Annotated in this window: 24 protein-coding genes; 19 read left to right on the forward strand and 5 right to left on the reverse strand. The window is 67.7% G+C overall.

What is annotated here, in order from left to right; genetic code table 11:
- Positions 1-17 precede the first annotated feature (17 nt).
- Positions 18-716 (reverse strand): PEP-CTERM sorting domain-containing protein, encoded by a 699-nt coding sequence (locus B447_RS13025; protein ID WP_002928629.1) that lies wholly within the window; start codon positions 714-716, stop codon positions 18-20.
- A 200-nt stretch (positions 717-916) separates the two neighbouring features.
- A complete protein-coding gene (locus tag B447_RS22555) occupies positions 917-1,108 on the reverse strand; it encodes a hypothetical protein (protein WP_002928634.1) in 192 nt (63 codons plus the stop codon).
- Between the two features lie 215 nt (positions 1,109-1,323).
- Here B447_RS22555 and coxB point away from each other — a divergent pair, with 215 nt between their 5' ends.
- Genes coxB through B447_RS13045 form a run of 4 tightly spaced genes read left to right on the forward strand, consistent with a single transcriptional unit; the run spans position 1,324 to position 5,588 of the window.
- Positions 1,324-2,487: a cytochrome c oxidase subunit II gene (gene coxB / locus B447_RS13030; RefSeq protein WP_232431620.1), complete on the forward strand. Its 1,164-nt coding sequence runs from the start codon at positions 1,324-1,326 to the stop codon at positions 2,485-2,487.
- Between the two features lie 3 nt (positions 2,488-2,490).
- Entirely contained in the window at positions 2,491-4,089 is a 1,599-nt protein-coding gene (gene ctaD, locus B447_RS13035) for a cytochrome c oxidase subunit I (RefSeq protein ID WP_002940817.1), read from the forward strand.
- 32 nt (positions 4,090-4,121) lie between these two features.
- The gene (locus tag B447_RS13040; RefSeq protein WP_002940819.1) at positions 4,122-4,646 is read left to right on the forward strand and encodes a cytochrome c oxidase assembly protein; all 525 of its coding nucleotides are present in this window, start codon (positions 4,122-4,124) and stop codon (positions 4,644-4,646) included.
- A 60-nt stretch (positions 4,647-4,706) separates the two neighbouring features.
- On the forward strand, positions 4,707-5,588 hold the full coding sequence (locus B447_RS13045; protein ID WP_002940831.1) for a cytochrome c oxidase subunit 3: 882 nt from the start codon (positions 4,707-4,709) through the stop codon (positions 5,586-5,588).
- Between the two features lie 26 nt (positions 5,589-5,614).
- Here the strand turns inward: B447_RS13045 and B447_RS13050 are convergent, their stop codons facing one another.
- Complete coding sequence (locus tag B447_RS13050) at positions 5,615-5,824, reverse strand: DUF2909 domain-containing protein (RefSeq protein WP_002928648.1); 210 nt, start codon at positions 5,822-5,824, stop codon at positions 5,615-5,617.
- A 26-nt stretch (positions 5,825-5,850) separates the two neighbouring features.
- Here B447_RS13050 and B447_RS13055 point away from each other — a divergent pair, with 26 nt between their 5' ends.
- From B447_RS13055 to cyoE, 4 genes are all read left to right on the forward strand, one after another.
- Positions 5,851-6,618 (forward strand): SURF1 family protein, encoded by a 768-nt coding sequence (locus B447_RS13055; RefSeq protein ID WP_002940837.1) that lies wholly within the window; start codon positions 5,851-5,853, stop codon positions 6,616-6,618.
- On the forward strand, positions 6,605-7,135 hold the full coding sequence (locus B447_RS13060; RefSeq protein ID WP_002940840.1) for a hypothetical protein: 531 nt from the start codon (positions 6,605-6,607) through the stop codon (positions 7,133-7,135). Before B447_RS13055 ends, B447_RS13060 begins: the two co-directional genes overlap by 14 nt.
- Positions 7,132-8,193: a COX15/CtaA family protein gene (locus B447_RS13065; protein WP_002940842.1), complete on the forward strand. Its 1,062-nt coding sequence runs from the start codon at positions 7,132-7,134 to the stop codon at positions 8,191-8,193. The genes B447_RS13060 and B447_RS13065 overlap by 4 nt, the downstream gene beginning before the upstream one ends.
- A gap of 75 nt (positions 8,194-8,268) precedes the next feature.
- Entirely contained in the window at positions 8,269-9,177 is a 909-nt protein-coding gene (gene cyoE / locus B447_RS13070) for a heme o synthase (RefSeq protein ID WP_002940843.1), read from the forward strand.
- Positions 9,178-9,224: 47 nt separating this feature from the next.
- Here the strand turns inward: cyoE and recQ are convergent, their stop codons facing one another.
- Positions 9,225-11,114, reverse strand: coding sequence for a DNA helicase RecQ (gene recQ / locus B447_RS13075; RefSeq protein WP_002940845.1), 1,890 nt, complete (start codon positions 11,112-11,114; stop codon positions 9,225-9,227).
- Positions 11,115-11,787: 673 nt separating this feature from the next.
- Here recQ and B447_RS13080 point away from each other — a divergent pair.
- Positions 11,788-12,699 carry a MerR family transcriptional regulator gene (locus B447_RS13080; RefSeq protein ID WP_002940847.1) on the forward strand — a complete coding sequence of 304 codons (912 nt, stop codon included), beginning with the start codon at positions 11,788-11,790 and terminating at the stop codon, positions 12,697-12,699.
- A gap of 33 nt (positions 12,700-12,732) precedes the next feature.
- Here the strand turns inward: B447_RS13080 and B447_RS13085 are convergent, their stop codons facing one another.
- Positions 12,733-14,352, reverse strand: coding sequence for a Na/Pi cotransporter family protein (locus B447_RS13085; RefSeq protein WP_002940850.1), 1,620 nt, complete (start codon positions 14,350-14,352; stop codon positions 12,733-12,735).
- Here B447_RS13085 and B447_RS22995 point away from each other — a divergent pair, their 5' ends adjacent.
- From B447_RS22995 to B447_RS13130, 10 genes are all read left to right on the forward strand, one after another.
- Entirely contained in the window at positions 14,353-14,481 is a 129-nt protein-coding gene (locus tag B447_RS22995) for a hypothetical protein (RefSeq protein ID WP_269745247.1), read from the forward strand.
- A gap of 222 nt (positions 14,482-14,703) precedes the next feature.
- Entirely contained in the window at positions 14,704-15,024 is a 321-nt protein-coding gene (locus B447_RS13090; RefSeq protein WP_002940853.1) for a hypothetical protein, read from the forward strand.
- Positions 15,021-15,827: a GTP cyclohydrolase FolE2 gene (folE2, locus tag B447_RS13095; protein WP_002928678.1), complete on the forward strand. Its 807-nt coding sequence runs from the start codon at positions 15,021-15,023 to the stop codon at positions 15,825-15,827. The genes B447_RS13090 and folE2 overlap by 4 nt, the downstream gene beginning before the upstream one ends.
- Before the next feature lie 4 nt (positions 15,828-15,831).
- Positions 15,832-17,178, forward strand: coding sequence for an NAD(P)/FAD-dependent oxidoreductase (locus B447_RS13100; protein ID WP_002928679.1), 1,347 nt, complete (start codon positions 15,832-15,834; stop codon positions 17,176-17,178).
- Positions 17,178-17,936, forward strand: coding sequence for a DUF1365 domain-containing protein (locus B447_RS13105; protein ID WP_002928681.1), 759 nt, complete (start codon positions 17,178-17,180; stop codon positions 17,934-17,936). Before B447_RS13100 ends, B447_RS13105 begins: the two co-directional genes overlap by 1 nt.
- A complete protein-coding gene (locus B447_RS13110; RefSeq protein ID WP_002940858.1) occupies positions 17,936-19,177 on the forward strand; it encodes an SAM-dependent methyltransferase in 1,242 nt (413 codons plus the stop codon). The genes B447_RS13105 and B447_RS13110 overlap by 1 nt, the downstream gene beginning before the upstream one ends.
- Complete coding sequence (locus B447_RS13115) at positions 19,177-19,767, forward strand: chalcone isomerase family protein (protein ID WP_002928683.1); 591 nt, start codon at positions 19,177-19,179, stop codon at positions 19,765-19,767. Before B447_RS13110 ends, B447_RS13115 begins: the two co-directional genes overlap by 1 nt.
- Positions 19,764-21,155, forward strand: a complete 1,392-nt coding sequence (locus B447_RS13120; protein ID WP_002940859.1) for an MFS transporter — start codon at positions 19,764-19,766, stop codon at positions 21,153-21,155. The genes B447_RS13115 and B447_RS13120 overlap by 4 nt, the downstream gene beginning before the upstream one ends.
- Before the next feature lie 2 nt (positions 21,156-21,157).
- On the forward strand, positions 21,158-21,688 hold the full coding sequence (locus B447_RS13125; protein ID WP_037982795.1) for a DUF3833 domain-containing protein: 531 nt from the start codon (positions 21,158-21,160) through the stop codon (positions 21,686-21,688).
- A 40-nt stretch (positions 21,689-21,728) separates the two neighbouring features.
- Positions 21,729-21,939, forward strand: a 211-nt coding sequence (locus B447_RS13130; RefSeq protein WP_002940860.1) for an SDR family NAD(P)-dependent oxidoreductase, incomplete at its 3' end; no start/stop codon positions are given.

Genomic DNA, 21,939 nt, shown 5'->3' on the forward strand with positions numbered 1-21,939 from the left:
GTGGCTTGCACTCAGCTTCAGGCGGTGCGCTGCTTGCGGCGGACCGCGCCAAGACCGAGCAGGCCCAGGCTGAGCAGGGCGAGTACCGTGGGTTCGGGCACCGCGCTGGCAGGCGCTGGGGTGAAGCGCACGTTGTCGATGGACATATCGTCGAGGACGCCGCCTCGAGCAACCTGCTGCAACAGCACCGAGCTGAATGCGGTGTCGCTTACGAGGCCGAAGAAGCCGGAGGTGCTCGTGCCATTGCGCGGGAAGAGCCCACCGGTGGTAGCGCCACCGAAATCGACGCCGAGTACGGTCAGCTTGTAGGAGTCCGTCGAGTCCGTGTCGCGCCAGTCGAAGCCGAAGGCGTAGGTCGGGGCGTCGAAGATGAATTCGATCTGGGGACCCCAGCCGCTGCCATTGGCGCCGAAGGTCTGAGAGCCCCAGATCAGTCTTGCCGTGTTGTCGATCGTGCTTCGTGCCGTGTTCCCGATCCCGACGCCGGGGCCCGTGCCGCGCGGGTTCGCTGCCGCAGTCAGCGTGAAACCGTCGAAGTCGTAGGCGACGCCATAGCTGAAGCGCCCGAGTGCGCTATCGTTGAAGTCTTCCAGCGCGGTCGTGCCTGCCGCTGCGCTGAAGGCTGCGAGATTGCTGAAGGTGTTGATCACTGCAGCATTGGCGCTGCTGGCGAGGGCAATGGATGCGGTAAGGGCAATCGCGAGTTTCTTGAGCATTTCTTTCGTTCCGTCAGAGGCTGTTCAGACCAGCAGCGGAGAAGGCTGCTGTGCTTTTTGCTGATTTCGAGGCAGCGGTTTTTAAGTGCAGGACTCTAAGCAATAGCCGTGCCAGGCAGGATTCCGTCGCGGCGAGACGTTCTTCAGGGTGTTCTTGCGCTCACACAGCGCCCAGTTCCCTCATTCATTTGTGATGTGTGTCACGGATGATTCGCCGACTGCCGGATCTGGAACTTGACGGTCGCGCCCTTCTTGCGGGTGCGCGCGCATTCATCGCCAAACGCCATGATCCAGCCATGTGCGGGGTGTAAAAAAAGCCGACACACGCCATTTTTGATGCCATCAGTCGAGCCGGGCGGTGCGATGTCGCAGCATCGGAGCACCAGCCTCATGCAGGTAATCCCCAATTGACCGTAGCCCATTGATTTTGTGCTTTTTCTCAACTTGGACTAATTCTCCTTAAGGTTCTCGCTGATTCTTGCGTTTCCCGATTCCCTGCATATAGTGAATCGTCAGGCCGCGTGCACGACGCGTCCGCCAAGGCCTTTGCATCAGACCTCCGCCTACAGGGTTGCCAAGCCCCCAAACGATAATTAGGAGTCGTGCAGTGAGACACCACATCCTGAGCGCGTTGTATTCGGCAAGGTATTCGCGGCTGTGCCTTGGCGGTTTGTTCATGTTCTTGTGCCAGGCGGCAATTGCCCAGGAAAGCAGATACAACATGACGCGTGGCGTGACCGAGATCAGCCAGCGCGTGTATGGCCTGCACATGACGATCTTCTACATTTGCGTGGTGATCGCCATCATCGTGTTCGGGCTGATGTTCTGGTCCATCGTGCGCCATCGCAAGTCGGCCGGCGCTGTCCCTGCGCAGTTCCACGGCAGCATGAAGATCGAATTGCTGTGGACCGCGATTCCGGTGGTGATCCTCGTCGTCATGGCCATTCCGGCCACGCAGGCCCTGATCGCGATGGAGGATGCTTCCGAGTCCGATCTGACCGTGCTGGTCACCGGCTCGCAATGGAAGTGGCACTACAAGTATCTCGATTACCCGATCGAGTATTTCTCGGTCCTCGCCACCCCGCGGGCGCAGATCTCCAACGAGGCGGAAAAGGACGCGCTCTACCTGCTCGAGGTCGACAAGCCGCTGGTCATCCCCACCGGCAAGAAGGTGCGCTTCCTGCTCACCGCCGACGACGTGATCCACTCCTGGTGGGTGCCCGATTTCGCGATCAAGAAGGACGCGATCCCCGGCTTCATCAACGAGACCTGGACGCGGGTCGACAAGCCCGGCCTCTACTACGGCAAGTGTGCTGAGCTGTGCGGGCGTGACCACGGATTCATGCCGGTGGCGGTCGAGGTCAAGAGCGAGGCCGACTTCGAAGCCTGGGCGGCCGAGCAGGTCGCGCTGCAGGAGGCGGCGCGCATGGCCGATGCGGCAGCGACGCCGATGAGCATGGACGAGTTGATGACGCTCGGCGAGAAGGTCTACGGCACGGCCTGCGCCGTCTGCCATCAGGCTTCCGGCGAGGGCCTGCCTGGCGTGTTCCCGGGCCTCAAGGGCAGCGCCATGGTTACCGCCGACATTCCCGGTCACATCCGCATTGTCGTATTTGGCAAGGCGGGTACGGCGATGCAGGCCTTCGCCCGCCAGTTGAGCACCAGCGAGTTGGCGGCCGTGATCACCTACGAGCGCAACGCCTGGGGCAACGACACCGGAGACATGGTGCAGCCGGCCGACGTGGCCGCCGCGATCCAGGGAGGGGAGTGAGCGATGAGCACAGAACAGACCGGTGCCCTGCACCCCGGCGAGCATCTGGACCACGAGCACAAGCCGCGCGGCATCACGCGCTGGCTCTACAGCACCAACCACAAGGACATCGGTACGCTCTACCTGCTGTTCTCGCTGGCGATGCTGTTCATCGGCGGCAGCCTGGCGATGGTGATCCGCGCCGAGCTGTTCCAGCCCGGGCTGCAGTTCGTCGATCCGCACTTTTTCAACCAGATGACCACCGTGCATGGGCTGGTGATGGTGTTCGGTGCGGTGATGCCGGCCTTCGTCGGGCTGGCCAACTGGATGGTGCCGCTGATGATCGGCGCGCCCGACATGGCGCTGCCGCGGGTCAACAACTGGAGCTTCTGGATCCTGCCCTGCGCCTTCGCCATCCTGCTGTCCACGCTGTTCATGGAGGGGGGTGCCCCGGCGGCCGGATGGACCTTCTACGCGCCGCTGTCGACCACCTACAGCAGCGACTCCACCGCCTTCTTCGTGCTGGCGGTGCATCTGATGGGCGTGTCCTCGATCATGGGCGCGATCAACATCATCGTCACCATCTTCAACATGCGCGCACCGGGCATGACCTGGATGAAACTGCCGCTATTCGTGTGGACCTGGCTCATCACCGCCTTCCTGCTCATCGCGGTGATGCCGGTGCTGGCCGGCGTGGTGACGATGGTGCTGACCGACAAGTATTTCGGCACCAGCTTCTTCGATGCGGCAGGCGGCGGCGATCCGGTGATGTTCCAGCACATCTTCTGGTTCTTCGGCCACCCCGAGGTGTACATCATGATCCTGCCGGCTTTCGGCATCATCTCGGCAATCATCCCCACCTTCGCACGCAAGCCGCTGTTCGGCTACGAGTCGATGGTGGTGGCGACCGCCAGCATCGCCATCCTGTCCTTCCTGGTGTGGGGCCACCACATGTTCACGGTGGGCATGCCGGTGGCGGCCGAGCTGTTCTTCATGTATGCCACCATGCTGATCGCCGTGCCCACCGGGGTGAAGGTGTTCAACTGGGTGGCGACCATGTGGCGCGGCTCGATGACCTTCGAAGTGCCGATGATGTTTGCGCTCGCCTTCATCGTGCTGTTCACCATCGGCGGCCTGTCCGGCCTGATGCTGGCCATCACGCCGGCTGACTTCCAGTACCAGGACACCTATTTCGTCGTCGCCCACTTCCACTACGTGCTGGTGACCGGCGCGGTGTTCGGAATCATCGCCGGCGTCTATTACTGGCTGCCGAAATGGACCGGCGTGATGTACAGCGAGCGCCTGGCACAGACCCACTTCTGGTGCTCGCTGGTGTCGGTCAACATCTTGTTCTTCCCGATGCACTTCGTCGGCCTGGCCGGCATGCCACGCCGGATTCCCGACTACGCCCTGCAGTTTGCCGACCTCAACGCCCTGATGAGCATCGGTGGCCTGCTGTTCGGCCTGTCGCAGCTGCTCTTCGTATGGGGCGTGGTGCGCTGCATGCGCGGTGTCGGCGACAAGGCCAGCGACCGGGTTTGGGAGGGTGCCCAGGGGCTGGAGTGGGAGATCCCCTCGCCGGCGCCATACCACACCTTCGACACGCCGCCGGTCGTCAAGTGAGCGTGTGGCACCAGTAGCAAGGAGCAAGGATCATGACGAGCAACGCAAGCCTGGTACGGCGTCTGCTGCTGGTGTGCGTCGCGATGTTCGGCTTCGGCTTTGCGATGGTGCCGCTGTACGACGTGTTCTGTCGCATCACCGGCATCAATGGCAAGACCGAGGGCGTGGCCGCGGCGCAGCCCGCCGGTGTAGATCTGTCGCGCGAGGTCAGCGTCGAGTTCCTTGCGCGCAGCGATGCCGGCATGCCGTGGACCTTCGTGCCGCTGACCGAGCGCGTAAGGATCCACCCGGGTGACCTGCAGATCGTCGAGTTCGAGGTCGCGAATCGCAGCGGCGAAGCCCTGGTCGCGACCGCCGTGCCCTCGGTATCACCCGGCGAGGCTGCGCGCTACTTCAAGAAGATCGAATGCTTCTGCTTCGAGGAGCAGGCACTGGCCGCGGGCGAGACGCGATCCATGCCGGTGCAGTTCTACATCGATCCTGCACTGCCCGAGCGTTTTCGGAACATGACTTTGTCTTATCGCCTGTACAAGAGCGCCCACACCGCCAGCCGCTGAGCGTCCGTATCCGGGCGGGCTCGCACGCACCGCGGCCCACGCACAAATGGAGGCATGAGCATGAGTACCACGCATCAGAGGTATTACGTGCCGCACGACAGCGGCTGGCCGATCTTCGGCGCGGTCGCGCTGTTGCTGGTGGGCTACGGGGCCGCATCGTGGGTGACGCAGGCGGGCAAGCCCGAGGGTGGCAATGGTGTCTACATCTTCTGGGCTGGCATCGCGCTGCTGGTGGTCATGCTGTTCGGCTGGTTCGGCACCGTCATCCGCGAATCGACCAGCGGCCTGTACAGCGACCAGCTCGACCGTTCCTTCCGCCAGTGCATGGCGTGGTTCATCTTTTCCGAGGTGATGTTCTTCCTCGCCTTCTTCGGCGCGCTCTTCTACGCACGCGTGATCGCGGTCCCCTGGCTGGGCGGGGCAGGCAACAATGCGATGACCGGCGAACTGCTGTGGCCGCAGTTCGACGCGGTTTGGCCGGTGCTGAAGACGCCGGGTGGCACCGAGACGCAGCCTATGCCCTGGTCGGGCATCCCGCTCATCAACACGCTGATACTGCTCGCTTCCTCGGTGACGCTACAGGTCGCGCACACCGCCATCGAGCTCGGCAACCGAGCGCGCCTGAAGATCTTTCTCGGGCTCACCATCGTGCTCGGTGCGGTGTTCCTCGGCTTCCAGGTCTACGAGTACGTGCACGCCTATCGCGACCTTGGCCTGCGCCTGGACTCGGGCATCTACGGCAACACCTTCTTTCTGCTCACCGGCTTTCACGGCCTGCACGTCACCATCGGCGCCATCCTGCTGCTGGTGATCTGGCTGCGCATCGTGATCAAGGACCACTTCACCGCCGACAAGCACTTCGGGTTTCAGGCTGCGGCCTGGTACTGGCACTTCGTGGATGTGGTGTGGCTGAACCTGTTCATCTTCGTGTACGTGCTCTGAACGGGCGCCGGATGACGGGGCGGCGTTCAGTAGGGGCGTGGATTGGTGGTCAGCACCCCGGTGGCGAGCAACACCACCAGCAGTGCCATCACCGCCACCGAGAAGTACACGCGACGGGCGAGATAGCGCGACATGCGGGTGTGCGAGCCATCGTTCTTCAGCATCACGTAGAGCGCCTGGAACAGGCTGACGATCACCACGGCGAGCAGGATGACGAGCAGGATCTTGATGAACATGGCGAGGCTCCGCAGGCGGGATGGCGATGAAGATAACAGCCTTCGGGCGCCGCTGGACCATTCGCTGGCAGTGGGCCCTGGTCAGCCTGGCGGCAAGTGCGCTGCTGGCGAGCCTGTCCATGTGGCAGCTCCAGCGCGCTACCGAGAAGACGCAGACGCTGGCGCGCATCGCGGCGTGGCAGGCGCAGGGCGCGGTCGGCCTGACGCGGCTGGCGCATCTGGTGCAGGCCGGCGTTGGGGCGGGCGAGGGCGCGGTCGACGGCCTGCAGGTAGACTTCGAGGCGCGCTGGCTGGTGCCCGCCGTGTGGCTGATCGACAACCGCATCGTCGACGGGCGCGCCGGCTACGACGTGCTGATTGCGGTCGCCGATCTCAGCGACCCGCGCGCTGCGGGGCTGGCGGTGCTGCTCAACCTCGGCTGGATAGAGGCGCCGGCCGCACGCGATGTCCTGCCATTGCCGGCCATCCCCACGCAACTGCGCGTGCAGGGCATCTTCCGCACCGACGTGGGGGGACTGCTGCTCGGCACCAACCTCGAGGACCGCGGCAGCTGGCCGATGCGCATACAGCAGGTCGATGTGGACGCGCTCTCTCCCTTGGTGCCGGTAGCGCTCGTGAGAGGTCTGGTGCATCAGCAGCAGGGCTCGCCCTTTCATATCCACTACCGGCCGGTGGTGCTGCCCGCCGAGCGCCATCGCGCCTATGCCCTGCAGTGGGCGCTGCTGGCATTGGCGGTGATCGTTGTCGCTCTGGCGGCGGGGCAGTGCAAGGAGCGCCCGCATGAGCAGCCGTAAATTCCTGGCCCTGTTCCTGCTCTGTGCGCTGTTGCCGCTCGCCGCAGCCTGGCTGGCGCTGACGCAGGGCTGGTTTGCCGGCCACGCCAGCAATCGCGGCCAATGGCTGGACCACGAGGTGCAGGTGCTGCCGGCATCGGCGGGGGGCGACGCCCACTGGCGCCTGGCCTACGTGCAGCCAAGCGACTGCGACGCCGCCTGCGAGGCCGCCGTCGAAGCGGCCCTGCACATCCTGCAGCAACTGCATGCGGGGCTCGGCCGCAAGCAGGAACAGGTGCGTCCGGTTGTTGTCGCCGCCGCCAGTCCGGCCGTGCTCGAGCGCTTCCCGAGCGTACGCTGGGAGGCAGCAGCGCTCGCCGATGCCGCGCTCATGCGTCACATCGTGATCGTCAATCGAGCGGGCCTGGCCTTGCTGCGCTATGCAGTGGACGGTGACCCGGCGCACGCGGTCCAGGTCGCCGCCGACATCCGTAGCGACCTGCTGCGTCTGCTCAACTACGACAGGAGCGGGGTATGAGGCGCTTCACCTGGCTGGTCAATCTCACTCTCGCGCTGACCCTGATGGTGATCGCGCTCGGCGCCTACACCCGGCTCACCGATGCCGGCCTTGGCTGTCCGGACTGGCCGGGCTGCTACGGCCGCCTCACCCCTCCGGTGAAGGACGTTCACATCGAGGCCGCGCAGGCACGTTTTCCAGACGCCCAGATAGACCCCTTCAAGGCCCGCAATGAGATGATGCACCGCTACATCGCGGGCCTGCTCGGCCTGTGCGTGCTGGCGGTCTTCATCCTCGCCCAGCGCCTGCGTCGCGCCCGAGGCCTGAGTGCGGCGCTGCTGGCGCTGGTGATGTTCCAGGCCGCGCTCGGCATGTGGACGGTCACCATGAACCTGATGCCAGTGGTGGTGGTGGCGCACCTGTTCGGCGGCTTCGCGCTGCTGTCGATGCTGGTGCTGCTGCGCGTCGAGCTTGGCCGCGACCCTGCCGACCCTGTCGAGCCCCGGCTGACCCGTCTGCTGCCGCTCGCCTGGCTGGGCCTTGCCGTGCTGCTGGCGCAGATTGCGCTTGGCGGTTGGACCTCGGCCAACTATGCCGCGGCTGTGTGCTACCAGCTGCCCTTCTGCGAAGGCGGCTGGCATGCGCAGTTTTCGTTGCGCGCAGCTTTCAGCCTGCCGCTGGGACACGAGACCTATGAGTATGGCGTGCTGCCCTACGAGGCGCGAATGAGCATTCATGTGTTGCATCGCATGGGGGCTCTGGTCGTCACTGCCGTGCTGGCCGGCCTGGTGCTGTTGTGCATGCGCCGAGCCATGAGTGCGCGCCTTCGCGGGCTTGCCGCGTCAGTGGGGGTATTGCTGGTGTTGCAGGTGACGCTTGGCTTGATCAACGTGGTCGGGCAGGTGCCGCTCTTCAATGCGGTTGCCCACAATGTGACAGCGGCATGCCTGCTTGCCGCGCTCGTGCTGCTGGTCCGCCAGTTGCATGTGCAGTCGGGCCAGGCCTTGCATGCGCGAGGGCGTGCAAGACCGGGGGCGGCCTATGGGGTGGCGGTTCAAGGCCCGATGAAGCTGCGCTAGCCACCGAGCCGGGTGTTGCGCACGGGGCGGCCTATCGGTGTCAGATACAGGGTGTCAGAGCCAGGGGATACGGACATGGACGGCTACAAGCGGATTCCGACGGTGGCAGCCAGCGTGGGCGAGGCGCTCACGCTCGGACGTGCGTTCTGGCAGCTCACCAAGCCGCGGGTGGTGGCGCTGCTGGTGCTCACGGCCTGGGTGGGCATGATGCTCGCCAGCGCCGGGCTGCCCGATCTTGCCTTGATGGCGCTGGCGAGCTTGGGCATCGCCATGGTGTCGGGTGCGGCGGCGGCCTTCAACCACGTGCTCGACCAGAAGATCGATGCCCGCATGGCGCGCACGCGCATGCGTCCTCTACCGGCCGGGCGTTTGAGCAACGTGCAGGCGGTGAGCTTTGCATTTGCGCTTGCCGGTGCGGGCTTTGCCCTGCTGCTGGCGGCGGTCAATGCGCTGACCGCGTGGCTGACGCTCGCCGGCCTGTTCGGCTATGCGGTGGTCTACACCGTGTTTCTCAAGCGCGCGACGCCGCAGAACATCGTGATCGGCGGTGTGGCAGGGGCGCTGCCCCCGGTGCTGGGGTGGACGGCGATGACCGGCAGTGTGGGCGCCGAAGCCCTGCTGCTGATGATGATCATCTTCACCTGGACGCCGCCGCACTTCTGGGCGCTGGCCATCCACCGCGTGGAGGATTACCGTCGCGCCGGCCTGCCGATGTTGCCCGTGACCCATGGCATCGCCTTCACCCGCACGCTGGTGCTGCTCTATACCGTACTGCTGCTGGCGGTGTGCCTGTTGCCTTACCTGGTCGGCATGAGCGGGTTGTTCTATCTGGTGGGCAGCCTGGTGCTGAACCTGCAGTTCCTGCGCCACGCCTGGCGGCTCAAGTTCGCGCCGCGCGCCGACACCGCGATCCGAACCTTCCGCTTCTCGATCACCCACCTGATGTTGCTGTTCCTGGTGCTGCTGGCCGACCACTACCTGTAATCGCCGGTCCGACCGCTTGGTCCGGCCGATCGGGGGCGTGATCCGCCTCAGCCCGCCTCGGTGACGAGCTCGAGGATCGCCGCGCCGTAGTGCTCCAGCTTGCGATCGCCGACGCCGCTGATGCGACCGAGTTCGGTCAGGGTGCGTGGGCGGGTGATGGCGATCTCGCGCAGGGTGGCGTCCTGGAACACCACGTAGGCGGGCACGTTGCGCTCCTTCGCGGTGGCGAAGCGCCAGGCGCGCAGGCGATCGAAGAGGGTGGTGGGGATGCCGTCGGGAATCTCGAGGTGGGCGGCACTGCGCCGCTTGGCACGGCTGCGGCTGCGTTCGCGCTCGAGGCGCAGGTGGAACTCGGCCTCGCCGCGCAGCAGCGGGCGGGCGGCGTCGGTGAGGCGCAGGGCGTTGTAGCGCTCGTGGTCGACGGCGACGAACTCGCGCGCCACCAGCTGGCGGAAGAGTGTGCGCCAGCGCTTCTCGTCGAGCTCGCTGCCGATGCCGAAGGTGGTGATGTCCTGGTGGCCGCGTTCGATCACCTTGTCGGTGAGTTCGCCGCGCAGCACGTCGATAAGGTGGCCAGCGCCGTAACGCTGGCCGGTTCGGTATACGCAGGACAGCGCCTTGCGCGCAGCCTCGGTGGCGTCCCAGGTCTGCGGTGGATTGAGGCAGTTGTCGCAGTTGCCGCAGGGACCCGACTCCTCGCCGAAGTAGGCGAGCAGGTGCTGGCGGCGGCAGGTGGTGGCCTCGACCAGGCCGACCAGCACGTCGAGGCGGTTGCGCGCCAGGCGCTTGAATTCCTCGCTTGCCTCCGACTCGTCGATCATGCGCCGTTGCTGCACCACGTCCTGTGCTCCCCACGCCATCCACGCCTGCGCGGGCAGGCCATCGCGCCCCGCGCGGCCGGTTTCCTGGTAGTAGCCCTCGATCGAGCGCGGCAGATCCAGATGCGCCACGAAGCGCACGTCGGGCTTGTCGATGCCCATGCCGAAGGCGATCGTTGCCACCATGATCAGGCCGTCCTCGCGCAGGAAGCGGGTCTGGTGTTCGGCACGCGTCTCCTGGGTCATGCCGGCGTGGTAGGGCAAGGCGTTGAGCCCCTGTTCCTGCAGCCAGGCGGCTGTTTCCTCGACCTTGCGGCGCGACAGGCAGTACACGATGCCGGCTTCAGACGGGCATTCCTCGCGGATGAAGGCGAGCAGCTGGCGGCGTGCGTCGTCCTTGTCGACGATGGTGTAGCGGATGTTGGGGCGGTCGAAGCTGGAGACGAAGCGGCGCGCATGCCGCAGGTTGAGGCGCTCGGCGATCTCCTCGCGGGTCTGGCGGTCGGCGGTGGCGGTGAGCGCGATACGCGGGATGGACGGGTAGCGCTCGGGCAGGATCGAGAGCTGCAGGTACTCGGGGCGGAAGTCGTGGCCCCACTGCGACACGCAGTGCGCTTCGTCGATGGCGAACAGCGCCAGCCGGCCGGTGTCGCGCAGGTGGTCGAGCTGGTCGAGGAAGCGCGGCGTCATCAGCCGCTCGGGGGCGACATAGAGCAGCTCGAGCGTGCCGTCCCACAGCGCGCGCTCGACTGCGCGGGCGCGCTCCATATCCAGGCTGGAATTGAGGAAGGCGGCGTTGACGCCGGCTTCGACCAGCGCGCTGACCTGGTCCTGCATGAGCGCGATCAGCGGCGACACCACGATTGCCGTGCCGGTGCGCAGCAGTGCCGGGATCTGGTAGCACAGCGACTTGCCGCCACCGGTGGGCATCAGCACCAGCGCATCGCCGCCTGCGGCGACATGCTCGACGATGGCCTGCTGCTCGCCGCGGAAAGCGGGGTAGCCGAAGACGTGCTCGAGGATGCGGTGCGCGGGTGACGGGTCATCGTGACCGGGGGCGGGTGCCGTCAGCGCTGGGGCCTGCGTCCGTGCCGGCTGGGAGGGGAGGTCTTCGAGCATCCTGCCATTTTAGCCTCCGCGCCGCTGACCGGGCAGACGGTTGGGCGCGATTGCCTTCAACCCCTCGCGACTGGCGTCGCTCCTACAGGAGAGGCGCCGCGTACATCGGTCCGCCGTAGGAGCGGCGCCAGCCGCGAGCTTTGCGGGGCTTGCGACGAGCCCTGTCGCCTTCAACCCCTCGCGACTGGCGTCGCTCCTACAGGAGAAGCGCCGCGCACGTCAGTCCGCCGTAGGCGCGGCGCCAGCCGCGAGCTTTGCGGGGCTTGCGACGAGCCCTGTCGCCTTCAACCCCTCGCGACTGGCGTCGCTCCTGCAGGAGAAGCGCCGCGCACATCGGTCCGCCGTAGGCGCGGCGCCAGCCGTGAGCTTTGCGGGGCTTGCGACGAGCCCTGTCGCTTTCAACCCCTCGCGACTGGCGTCGCTCCTACAGGAGAAGCGCTGCGCACGTCAGTCCGCCGTAGGCGCGGCGCCAGCCGCGAGCTTTGCGGGGCTTGCGACGAGCCCTGTCGCCTTCAACCCCTCGCGACTGGCGTCGCTCCTACGGGGGGTGGGAGAAGGGGAGTTGGGCGGACGAAATCCAAGTTTGTCCTGGACAAAGTTGAGGGCGCTGCCTAACATTCGCATCACTGATGCAACCCGTCCCGAGGTTCCAGTCTGGACGTCCGGCCCGCCCATGAACGACATCGCCCGTTTCGAACCCGTCCATAACATCGCTGCCGTCGAGCGCGACACCGGCATTGCGAAGGATACCTTGCGGGTGTGGGAGCGACGCTACGGCTTTCCGACGCCGGCGCGTGACGCCAACGGCGAGCGTCTGTACGCGCCCGAGCAGGTCGACAAGCTGCGCCTGATCCGTCGTTTGCTAGACCACGGACGACGGCCTGCGCGCATCGTGGGGGCGAGCGCGGACGAACTCGCGCGCATGCTCGACGAGTGCCTTGCCACGAGTGCGGCAGCGCCCGGCTGCGACGGCAGCCTGCTCGAGCTCGTGCGCCTGCATCGCAGCGTCGAACTTGCGCAGGCCTTGCGCCATGCGCTGATGAAGCAAGGCCTGCAGCGTTTCGTGGCCGACACGGTGGCGCCGCTCGCGGCCGCAGTGGGCGAGGCCTGGATGCGCGGCGAGGTCGACGTCCCCGAGGAGCACCTGTTTACCGAGCAGGTGCAGAACGTGCTGCGCGGCGCGATTGGTGCCCAGGCGGCAAGCGGTGGCCGGCCGCGTGTGCTGCTCACCACCTTCCCCGAGGAGGAGCATGTGCTCGGCCTGCTGATGGCCGAAGCCATGCTCGTACCCGAGGGCGCCTGCTGTGTCTCGCTCGGCACGCGCACGCCGCCTGCCGACATCCGCAGTGCGGCGGTGGCGGGCGGCTTCGACATCGTCGGCCTGTCCTTCAGCATTGCCTACCCGGCGCGCCAGGCCATCGAGGGCTTGCTGGCGCTGCGCGAAATGCTGCCGACGACGGTGGATATCTGGGCCGGCGGGGCCGCAGTGCGCGACAAACAGAAGCGCCTGCCGGGCGTCCGCGTCGTCGGCGATCTCGACGGTACGCTGGCCGCGCTGCAGCAGTGGCGCGCGCAGCACAGCTGAAGGCGCGCGCAGCCGCTCCCCTGGTGCCGGCCGTTATCCGGCGACGCGTGCCGGCTCGCCGTTACCGTCGTTGTCGGTGTCCGGACCGTCTTCGACCTGGTGCGGCAGCAGGTCGCCATCGAGCACTGCGAGCATGCGTGCCCCCTTGGCGACCTGTTCCGCTGCCCGGCGCTGCAGGCTCGCCAGCCGCAGCCACTCCTGCATGGTGTTGATGTCCAGCCGCGCGTGCGCGCCCTGCAGCAGCAGCGCCTCCTTGAGCGCCTGGTAGCGGTTCTCGGTATCGAGCAGCAACTGCTCCACGCGGACCGCGTTGAAATCGGTCTGGCTCGCGTCTGCGCTGGCAGCCAGGTTGGCCGCGGCCTGGCGGAAGGCATCGGCGGCAGCCACCAGTTCGGGCTCGGACGGCGGGCCCAGTACCGTGCCCAGGTTGCACGCCAGGCGTGCGGCGCCGACTGCGCTCTGCTGGTACTGCAGTGTGCGCAGGCTGTGCGCAAGCGCCTCGACCAGCGCGGGCGGCAGGCTTGCCACGCTGAGCTTGCGCACATACGCGGCGATTGCAGGGCCGAGGGCGTCGAGTGCGCCGGCCTGGCGTTCGATCCAGGGTTCGTCGGGCGGCGTACGCGTGCTCGCGGTCAACGCGGTCACCGCAAAACTCTGCGTGCGCCCCAGCTCCAGGCGGAGTGCGCGTAATGCCAGGTCGGGCACCGCGAGCGAGTTGGCATCGAGGTGGCGTGGGCGGGCGATCTCTTCCTCGCGGCTGCGGAAACGGCTCGACAGCAGGCGCAGCATGCCGCCGGCCAGCGGCACCATCAGCAGCACGCCGAGCAGGTTGAACAGGGTGTGGAACATGGCGATCGTGACCGCCGGCGTGGCGGGCTGCTCCATCCATTCCCTCGTCATGCCCAGCAGCGTGATCAGCAGCGGCAGCAGCAGCAGCGCCACCGTGCCGGTGACGAGGTTGAACATCACATGCGCGGCGGCCAGGCGGCGCGCATTGGAGGTGGCGCCGATGGCCGACAGGATGGCGGTGGAGGTGGTGCCGATGTTGGTGCCGATGACCATCGCGCAAGCCGCTTCCACCGACATCAGCCCGCCCTGAGCGGCGGTGATGATGATCGCGATCACTGCGCCCGAGGCCTGCATCAGCACGGTGAGTAAGGTGCCGATGCCGACCAGGATGATCCAGCCCATCACCCCCGGGCTGATGTAGTCCTGCAGGTTGAGCGCGGCGCCGAAGCCGGAAAAGGTGTCCTTGAGCACGTCGATGCCGAGGAACAGCACGCCGAAGCCGGCCAGTGCCTGGCCCAGTGCGCGCATGCGCAGGCTGCGTCCGGCCAGCATGAGCGCGGCGCCGATGCCGACGAAGGGCAGGGCGAAGGCGTCGATCTTGAAGCTGAAGCCGAGCGCGGCCACCAGCCAGGCATTGAGCGTGGTGCCGACGTTGGAGCCGAAGATCACCCAGATCGCGTTCTTGAGCGACAGCAGGCCGGTGTTGACGAAACCGATGCTGGCAACGGTCACGGCAGTGGAGGACTGCACCAGGGCCGTCATGGTCATGCCTGCCGCCAGCCCGCGCAGCGGCGTCGCCGTGCCGCGCTCGAGCATGCCCTCGAGCGCGCGGCCCGCGGCCAGCTTGAGGCCTTCGGTGAGCATGTGCATGCCGAGCAGGAACAGGCCGATGCCGCCGAGCAGGCCGGCGACGACCTCGAAGGTGCTGATGGGGTTGGTATCCAGGGGCTGTCTCCGCGCTTTGATTACGTGTCTTGTGTCGGCGAACCGTAAGCGTAATACCGCAAGCCCCGGTTGTGGTGCGACTTTGTTCCGCCGAGGGCGTCCCGTGCTGGCCGGCGCTGGTCGGGGGGTAGCGCGGCGCGGCATCGCGCCGGGCGGCTTGGGGCACTTGCTCTTGTGTTCTTTACTCTATTTGTCCAGGACAAAACATTGACATCTACGATGGGCTGGCCTATCGTTTGATCGTCACTTACTTCTGTCCAGGACATAGCTATGAACGAGAAGACGCTCCCACGCTGGCTCGGCGGTCTGTCGGTCGCAGCCGTCTGTTCGCTGCTGCCTCATGTCGCCCAAGCCGAGCGGCTCGCGCCGGGCGCGCCGTTGGCGGTGGCACCGGTCATGGTCGCTGTGGTGACCCAGGACGGCGCGCCGATGCCCGTAAAGGGCGCCAGGGCGGCGCCGATCGATCTGCTCATCTTCATGCATCGCCCGGATCTGCCCGTGCGCGCGGCACCGCTTGCACTGCCCAGCGCGCAACCCGACGCCCTCCCCATCGCCAACCCCGGCGCCATCCGCCACAAGGAACGCTCATGAACGCCCCTGACAAGTTCTTCCTGCCCGACGTGCAGGCCAGTGCCGACCACCGCGCCCTCCCGATCCAGCGCGTGGGCGTGCGCGGCCTGCGCTACCCGATGTCCCTGCGCGATAGCGCGGGTTCGGTGCAACACACCGTGGTCACGCTGGAGATGACGGTTGGCCTGCCGGCCGACGTCAAGGGCACGCACATGTCGCGCTTCGTCGAACTGCTCGAGGCCGAGCGCGAGGCGCTCGACCTCGCCGGTCTGCGTCGCCTGTTCGCCGACATGCTGGTGCGCCTGGAGGCGGACAGCGGGCGCATCGAGGCGCGCTTTCCCTGGTTCATCAACAAGCTCGCGCCGGTCTCGGGCGTGGCCAGCCTGCTCGACATGGACGCCTGCGTGGTGGTCGAGCGCGTGGAGGATGGCGTGGTGGCCACGACGCTCGAAGTGACCGTGCCGGTGACCAGCCTGTGCCCGTGCTCGAAGAAGATCTCCGCCTATGGCGCGCACAACCAGCGCTCCCACATCACGCTCAAGGCTCGCCTACGTGGCGACCTGGATATCGACGCACTGGTGCGCATGGCCGAGGAGGAGGCGTCTTGCGAGGTCTTCGGCCTGCTCAAGCGCCCGGATGAGAAGTGGGTCACCGAGCGCGCCTATGACAACCCCAAGTTCGTCGAGGATCTGGTGCGCGACATCGCACTGCGCCTGCGCGCCGACGCCCGCATCGCCGCGTGGTCGGTGCAGTCCGAGAACTTCGAGTCGATCCACAACCATTCCGCGTACGCCCTGATCGAGGGCGAGAACGCGGCGGAGTGACGCCATGAAGATGGGTGAGCTCGAGCGCCTGGGTGCGGGTGACACGCGCCGGGTGGCGGTGGTCGGCGGCGGCATCGCCGGCCTCGGCACGGCCTGGCTGCTGGCACAGCGCGACCGCGTGACGCTGTTCGAAGCGGGCGACTACGTCGGCGGCCACACCAACACGGTGGACGTCACCCTCGAGGGGCGCACCCATCCGGTCGATACCGGTTTCCTGGTCTTCAACCGCCGCACCTACCCGAACCTGTGCGCGCTCTTCGCGCTGCTCGGCGTCGAGGCGGTGGAAACCGAGATGAGCTTCGGCGTCAGCCTCGCCGGCCCCGGGCTGGAGTGGGCGGGTACCAACCTGGACACGGTGTTTGCACAGCGCGCCAACCTGCTGCGCCCCGCTTTCCTGGGCATGGTGCGCGACATCATGCGCTTCAACCGCGAGACGACGCGTCTGGCGGCCGCAGGTGGGATGCCGGCGATCTCGCTCGGTGACTATCTTGAGCTCGAGGGCTACGGCCAGGCCTTTTGCGACTGGTACCTGCTACCGATGGCGGCCGCGATCTGGTCGTGTCCGACGCGCACCATGCTCGACTACCCGCTCGCCACCTTCGTCCAGTTCTGCCACAACCATGGCCTGCTGCAGGTCCTCGACCGTCCGCGCTGGCTCACGGTCGAAGGCGGTGGGCGCAGCTACGTGCGCCGCATGCTCGGTCGCCTGGACGATGTGCGCGTTGGCCACCCGGTGCTGCGCGTCGAGCGCGACGCGCTGGGCGTGCGCGTGCATACGCGTGCCGGCGTCGAGCGCTTCGACGAGGTCGTGTTCGCCTGTCACAGCGACCAGACGCTCGCCATCCTGGGCGAGGGGGCGAGCGAGCAGGAACGCCGCATCCTCGGCGCGGTGCGCTACCAGGACAACCTTGCCATTCTGCATACCGACCCCGCGCTGCTGCCGCAGCGGCGCAAGGTGTGGTCGGCGTGGAACTACCTGTCCGGCGAGGGCGAGCCCGACGACCGCCCGGTGTCGGTGAGCTATCTCATCAACCGCCTGCAGCCGCTGCCCTTTGAGACGCCGGTGGTGGTGTCGCTCAACCCCTTCCTCGAGCCGGACAGTGAGCGTGTCATCGGCCGCTTCCACTACGCCCACCCGGTGTTCGACCAGGGCGCGATCGACGCCCAGGCCGCGCTGCCGGCCATCCAGGGCAACAACCGCAGCTGGTTCGCCGGGGCCTGGACCGGTTACGGTTTCCATGAAGATGGCCTCAAGTCGGCGGTGGCCGTTGCCGAGGCAATGGGCGTCGAGGTGCCATGGCGGCGCGGTCGTGTCACGGCCGTCGAGCCTGCGCTGGAGCTCGCGGCCTGATGAACGCCGCCGTATGCTTCGGTGCGGTGATGCATGAGCGCCACGTCCAGGCGCACAACCGCTTCATCTACCCCACAGCCTTCCTGCGCCTGCCGCTGGGCAGGCTCGACACCTTGCAGGTGCCCCTGCTCGGCATCGACCGCCCCAACGTGTTCGCCATATACAGCCGCGACCACGGCGCCCGCGACGGTAGCCCGCTGCTGCCATGGATTCGCGGCGTGCTCGACCGGCATGGCCTGGGCGAGCTGTGCGACGGCGAGGTGGTGCTGCAGACCATGCCGCGCATCTTCGGCTTCGTTTTCAACCCGGTCAGTTTCTGGTTCTGCCATGACCACGCGCGCAACCTGCGCGTCGTGCTTGCCGAGGTCAACAACACCTTCGGCGAGCGTCACAACTACCTGGTGCACCACCCCGACCTGCGCCCGATTGCGGCGGGCGACGAGTTGCGCGCGCGCAAGTGCTTCCACGTCTCGCCCTTCTTCCCGGTGCGCGGCGAGTACCGCTTCCGCTTCGAGCGCCAGGGCGAGGTGCACGCGGTGTCGGTCGACCTGTGGGACGAGGGCGCGCTGCGCCTGAGCACCCGCCTGTCCGGTCGCGCCCAGGCGCTCGACGGCTCCGCGATGCGCAAGTGGCTGGTCCGCCAACCCTTCATGACCCTGGGCGTCGTCGCCCGCATCCATTGGCAGGCCTTGCGCCTGGCCCTGCGTCGGGTGAGCTTCCATCGCAAGCCCGCGCCACCGCTTGAGGAGACCACCTGATGAACGCACTCGACCATGCCCTGCAGCCGCTGGCCAGCGTGCGCCTCGGTCGCCGCCCGCGCGCCACCCGGCTCGCCCTGGAGATGCTCGACCGCCTGCAGGGTGGCGCGCTCGCCGTCGAACTGCCCGACGGCCTGCGCCTGCGCGCTGGCCACGGTCCGCTCGTGGCCCACCTGCGGGTGCGTGACCACGCCGTGTTCGACGAGGCGCTCGCGCGCGGCGACATCGGCTTCGGCGAAGCCTGGATGGACGGCCTGTGGGACACCGAGGACCTCACCGGCCTGTTGCGCCTGCTGTCGGCCAACCGCGACCAGCTGCATGGCGCCATCTACGGCCGCATGTTCCGCCTGCTTGGCCACCGTCTGCAGCATCTGCTGCGCGCCAACACCCGCACCGGCTCGCGGCGCAACATCGAGGCCCACTACGACCTCGGCAACGACTTCTACGCGCTCTGGCTGGACCCGACGATGACCTATTCGGCCGCGGTCTTCGCTACCCCCGATGAGTCCTTGGTCGATGCCCAGCTGCGCAAGTACCGCCGCATCCTCGGCGAGCTCGGCGCCCAGCCGGGGCAGACGATCCTCGAGGTCGGTTGCGGCTGGGGCGGCTTTGCCGAGGTCGCCGCCACAGAGTTCGGCTGCAAGGTGCTCGGCATCACGCTGTCGCCGTCCCAGCTCGCCTTCGCGCGCGCGCGCGCCGAGCGCGGCGGCTTTGCCGACCGCGCGGACTTCGAACTGTGCGACTACCGCGACGTGCGCGGCCAGTACGACCACATCGTGTCGATCGAGATGATCGAGGCGGTCGGCGAGCGCTTCTGGCCCACCTACTTCGGCCAGCTCGGTGCGCTGCTCAAGCCGGGTGGGCGCTGTGTGGTGCAGGCCATCACCATCGCCGACGCACTGTTCGCCCGTTACCGGCGCGGCACCGACTTCATTCAGCGCCACGTCTTCCCCGGCGGCATGCTGCCCAGCCCGAGCAGGGTGGCGCAGCAGGCGCAACGCGCCGGGCTTGGCATCGTCGGCGACTTCGCCTTCGGTCGCGACTATGCGCGCACGCTCGCGCATTGGCAGCGCAGCTTCGAGGCGCAGGCCGCTGCGGTACGTGCGCAGGGCTTTCCCGAGCGCTTCATGCGCATGTGGCGCTTCTACCTGTCCTATTGCGAGGCCGGCTTCGAGACGGGCGACATCGACGTCCACCACTATGTGTTCGTGCATGCGGATGCAGGGGGCGGGAGGCGCTGATGCCACGCCCGCGCGCTGCACTCGATCCTTGGCTGGCGCCCCTGCTGCTCGCCGGCGCCTTGCTCGTTGCCGCGCCGTCCTTCGCGCGTGAGCTGCCGCCGGCGCTTCAGGGCGGCCTTCAGCGCGTGGGCGAGGGTGAGCTGCGCTGGTTCGGCCTCAAGCTCTACGATGCGGCGCTGTGGGCGATGCCCGATGCAGCCGCCGAGCCAGTGGACGACGAGGCCGAGGTGGCGCAGGTGCTGGCTGCGGACCATGCGTTGTCGATCCGCTACGCACGGGCGGTGTCGTCCGCGCGCCTGGTCGAACTCAGCCTGGGGGAGATGCGTCGCCTCGGCTATGAGGATGAAGCGCAGCTGGCACGCTGGGCCCAGGCCCTGGCGCGCGCACTGCCCTCGGTGGAGGCGGGCGAGACTCTGGTCGGGCTGCACCGCCCGGGCGAAGGCGCGCAGTTCTGGCACCAGGGCCAGCCGACCGCGGCGCTCGAAGACGCCGAGCTGGCGGCGGCCTTCTTTGCAATCTGGCTCGATCCGCGCACGCGCGAACCGCGTCTGCGCGCGCAACTGCTCGGCCTGGCGGAGCGCGCGCGATGAGTGCCGCCGCGACCAGCGCCTCACCTGATCCGGGCCCTGGCACCGATTCTCGCCAGGCGCTGCTAGCTTATGGAGCGCTCGGCCTGCCGCTGGCCTTCGCCGCGCTGCCGATCTATGTCCACGTGCCGCGCCTGTACGCTGAAGGACTCGGCCTGCCGCTGGCGCTGGTGGGGGCGGTGCTGCTCGCCGCACGCATCGTCGACGCGTTTACCGACCCCTTGATCGGCTGGGCCAACGACCGCCTGCCAAGGCGCCGGCTGTGGGTCGCGCTGGCCTTGCCGGGCCTGGGCGCTGGCATGCTCGGCCTGCTTGCGCCGCCCGCAGGGGCGGGTCTTGGCTGGCTGTTCCTGCTGCTGGTCGGCGTGTCACTGGCGTGGTCGGTGGCGACCATCGCCTACAACGCCTGGGGTGCGGAGGTGGCGCACACGCCGCTTCTGCGCACGCGCTACGTCGCCAGCCGCGAGGCTTTCGGGCTCGGCGGCGTGGTGCTGGCCGCGGCCCTGCCGGCGGTGCTTGCGCTGGGCGCCGACGAGGCCACCGGGCTGGCGCGCCTGGCCTGGCTGTTCCTGCCGCTGCTCGCCGGCTTCGGCCTGTGGACGCTGTGGCGCGCGCCGGCAGTTCCGTCGGCCGGCCTGGCCGGACAGGGTGCAGGCCGCGTGCCGGTACGGGCGACGCCGCTGTGGTCAGGCCTGCGCGCCACCGTGCGCGACGCCGGCTTCGGCCGCCTGCTCGCGGTGTTCGCCGCCAATGGCATCGCAGCGGCGATTCCGTCGGCCACCGTGCTGTTCTTCGTCGCCGACGTGCTCGGCGCGGAACGCCTCGCGGGGCTCTTCCTGGTGCTGTACTTCGTCGCCGCGGCAGCCAGCCTGCCGCTGTGGGTGCGGGTGTCGCAGCGCATCGGCAAGCTGCGCGCCTGGCTCGCCGGTATGGTGCTCGCGGTCGTGGTGTTCGCCTGGGCGGGGCTGCTTGGCGATGGCGATGTGATCGCCTACGCGCTCATCTGCGTGCTGTCGGGCCTCGCGCTCGGCGCCGACCTCAGCCTGCCGCCCTCGCTGCTCGCCGACCTCGTCGCGCGCAGCACGACCGGGCGCGCGCAGCCTCCCCTGCAGGCGGGCGCATGCTTCGGCTGGTGGAACTTCGTCACCAAGGCCAATCTCGCACTGGCGGCCGGCCTGGCGCTGCCGCTGCTCGCGCTGCTCGGCTATGCGCCGGGGGCGCGCGAGCCTGCTGCGGTGACGGCGCTGGCGGCGGTGTATGGCTTCGTGCCGGTCGTGCTCAAGCTGGGGGCGATCGTGCTGCTGTGGCGCTGGCGCGCCTGGATCGAGCCGGATGTGCCGTCGGCCGACGGCCTGCGCAAGGCGACTGTCTGTGAGGGAGTGCAATCGTGATCGTGAAACGTCTTTTCTTGTGGATCGTGGCCGTGGTCGGCCTGTGGGGGTGCACGACGGTGAATGTCGATCATTACCGCGCCGAGCAGCCGGTGCTCGAACTGCGCGACTACTTCAACGGCACGCTCGACGCCTACGGCATGTTCCAGGACCGCTCGGGCAAGGTGGTGAAGCGCTTCCACGTGTTGATCGAGGCGAGCTGGGAGGGCGAGGTCGGCACCCTCGACGAGCACTTCACCTACTCCGATGGCAGCACCCAGCGCCGCGTGTGGACCATCACCCGCCTCGGCCCCGGGCGCTACAGCGGGCGCGCCGACGATGTCGTCGGCGAGGCCAGCGGCGAGGCTGCGGGCAATGCGCTGCGCTGGCGCTACGTGCTGGCGCTGCCGGTCGGCGACAAGGTCTACAACGTCGATTTCGACGACTGGATGTTCCTGATGGACGACAAGGTGATGCTCAACCGTTCGCTGATGAGCAAGTGGGGCTTCCGCCTCGGCGAGGTCACGCTGTCCTTCTTCAAGCGCGCCGATTGAGCGGCGAGGACCGGGCGCGCATGGCAGCGAGGATGCAGCGATGACGACGGTGACCCGGAGCGGGCGCGGGCTGTTCGCCCCGCTCAACACGCCGATCCGAAACTGGCAGGGGCGGCGGGTGTGGATCGTCGGCGCCTCCACCGGCATCGGCGAGGCGCTGGCGCTGGACCTGGCCGCGCGCGGTGCGCGCCTGGCGCTGTCGGCGCGCGGCGTCGAGCGGCTGCAGGCGGTGCGCGCGGCGTGCATGGCGC

Origin of the sequence: Thauera sp. 27 (assembly GCF_000310125.2) — a bacterium.
Taxonomy (GTDB): domain Bacteria; phylum Pseudomonadota; class Gammaproteobacteria; order Burkholderiales; family Rhodocyclaceae; genus Thauera; species Thauera mechernichensis.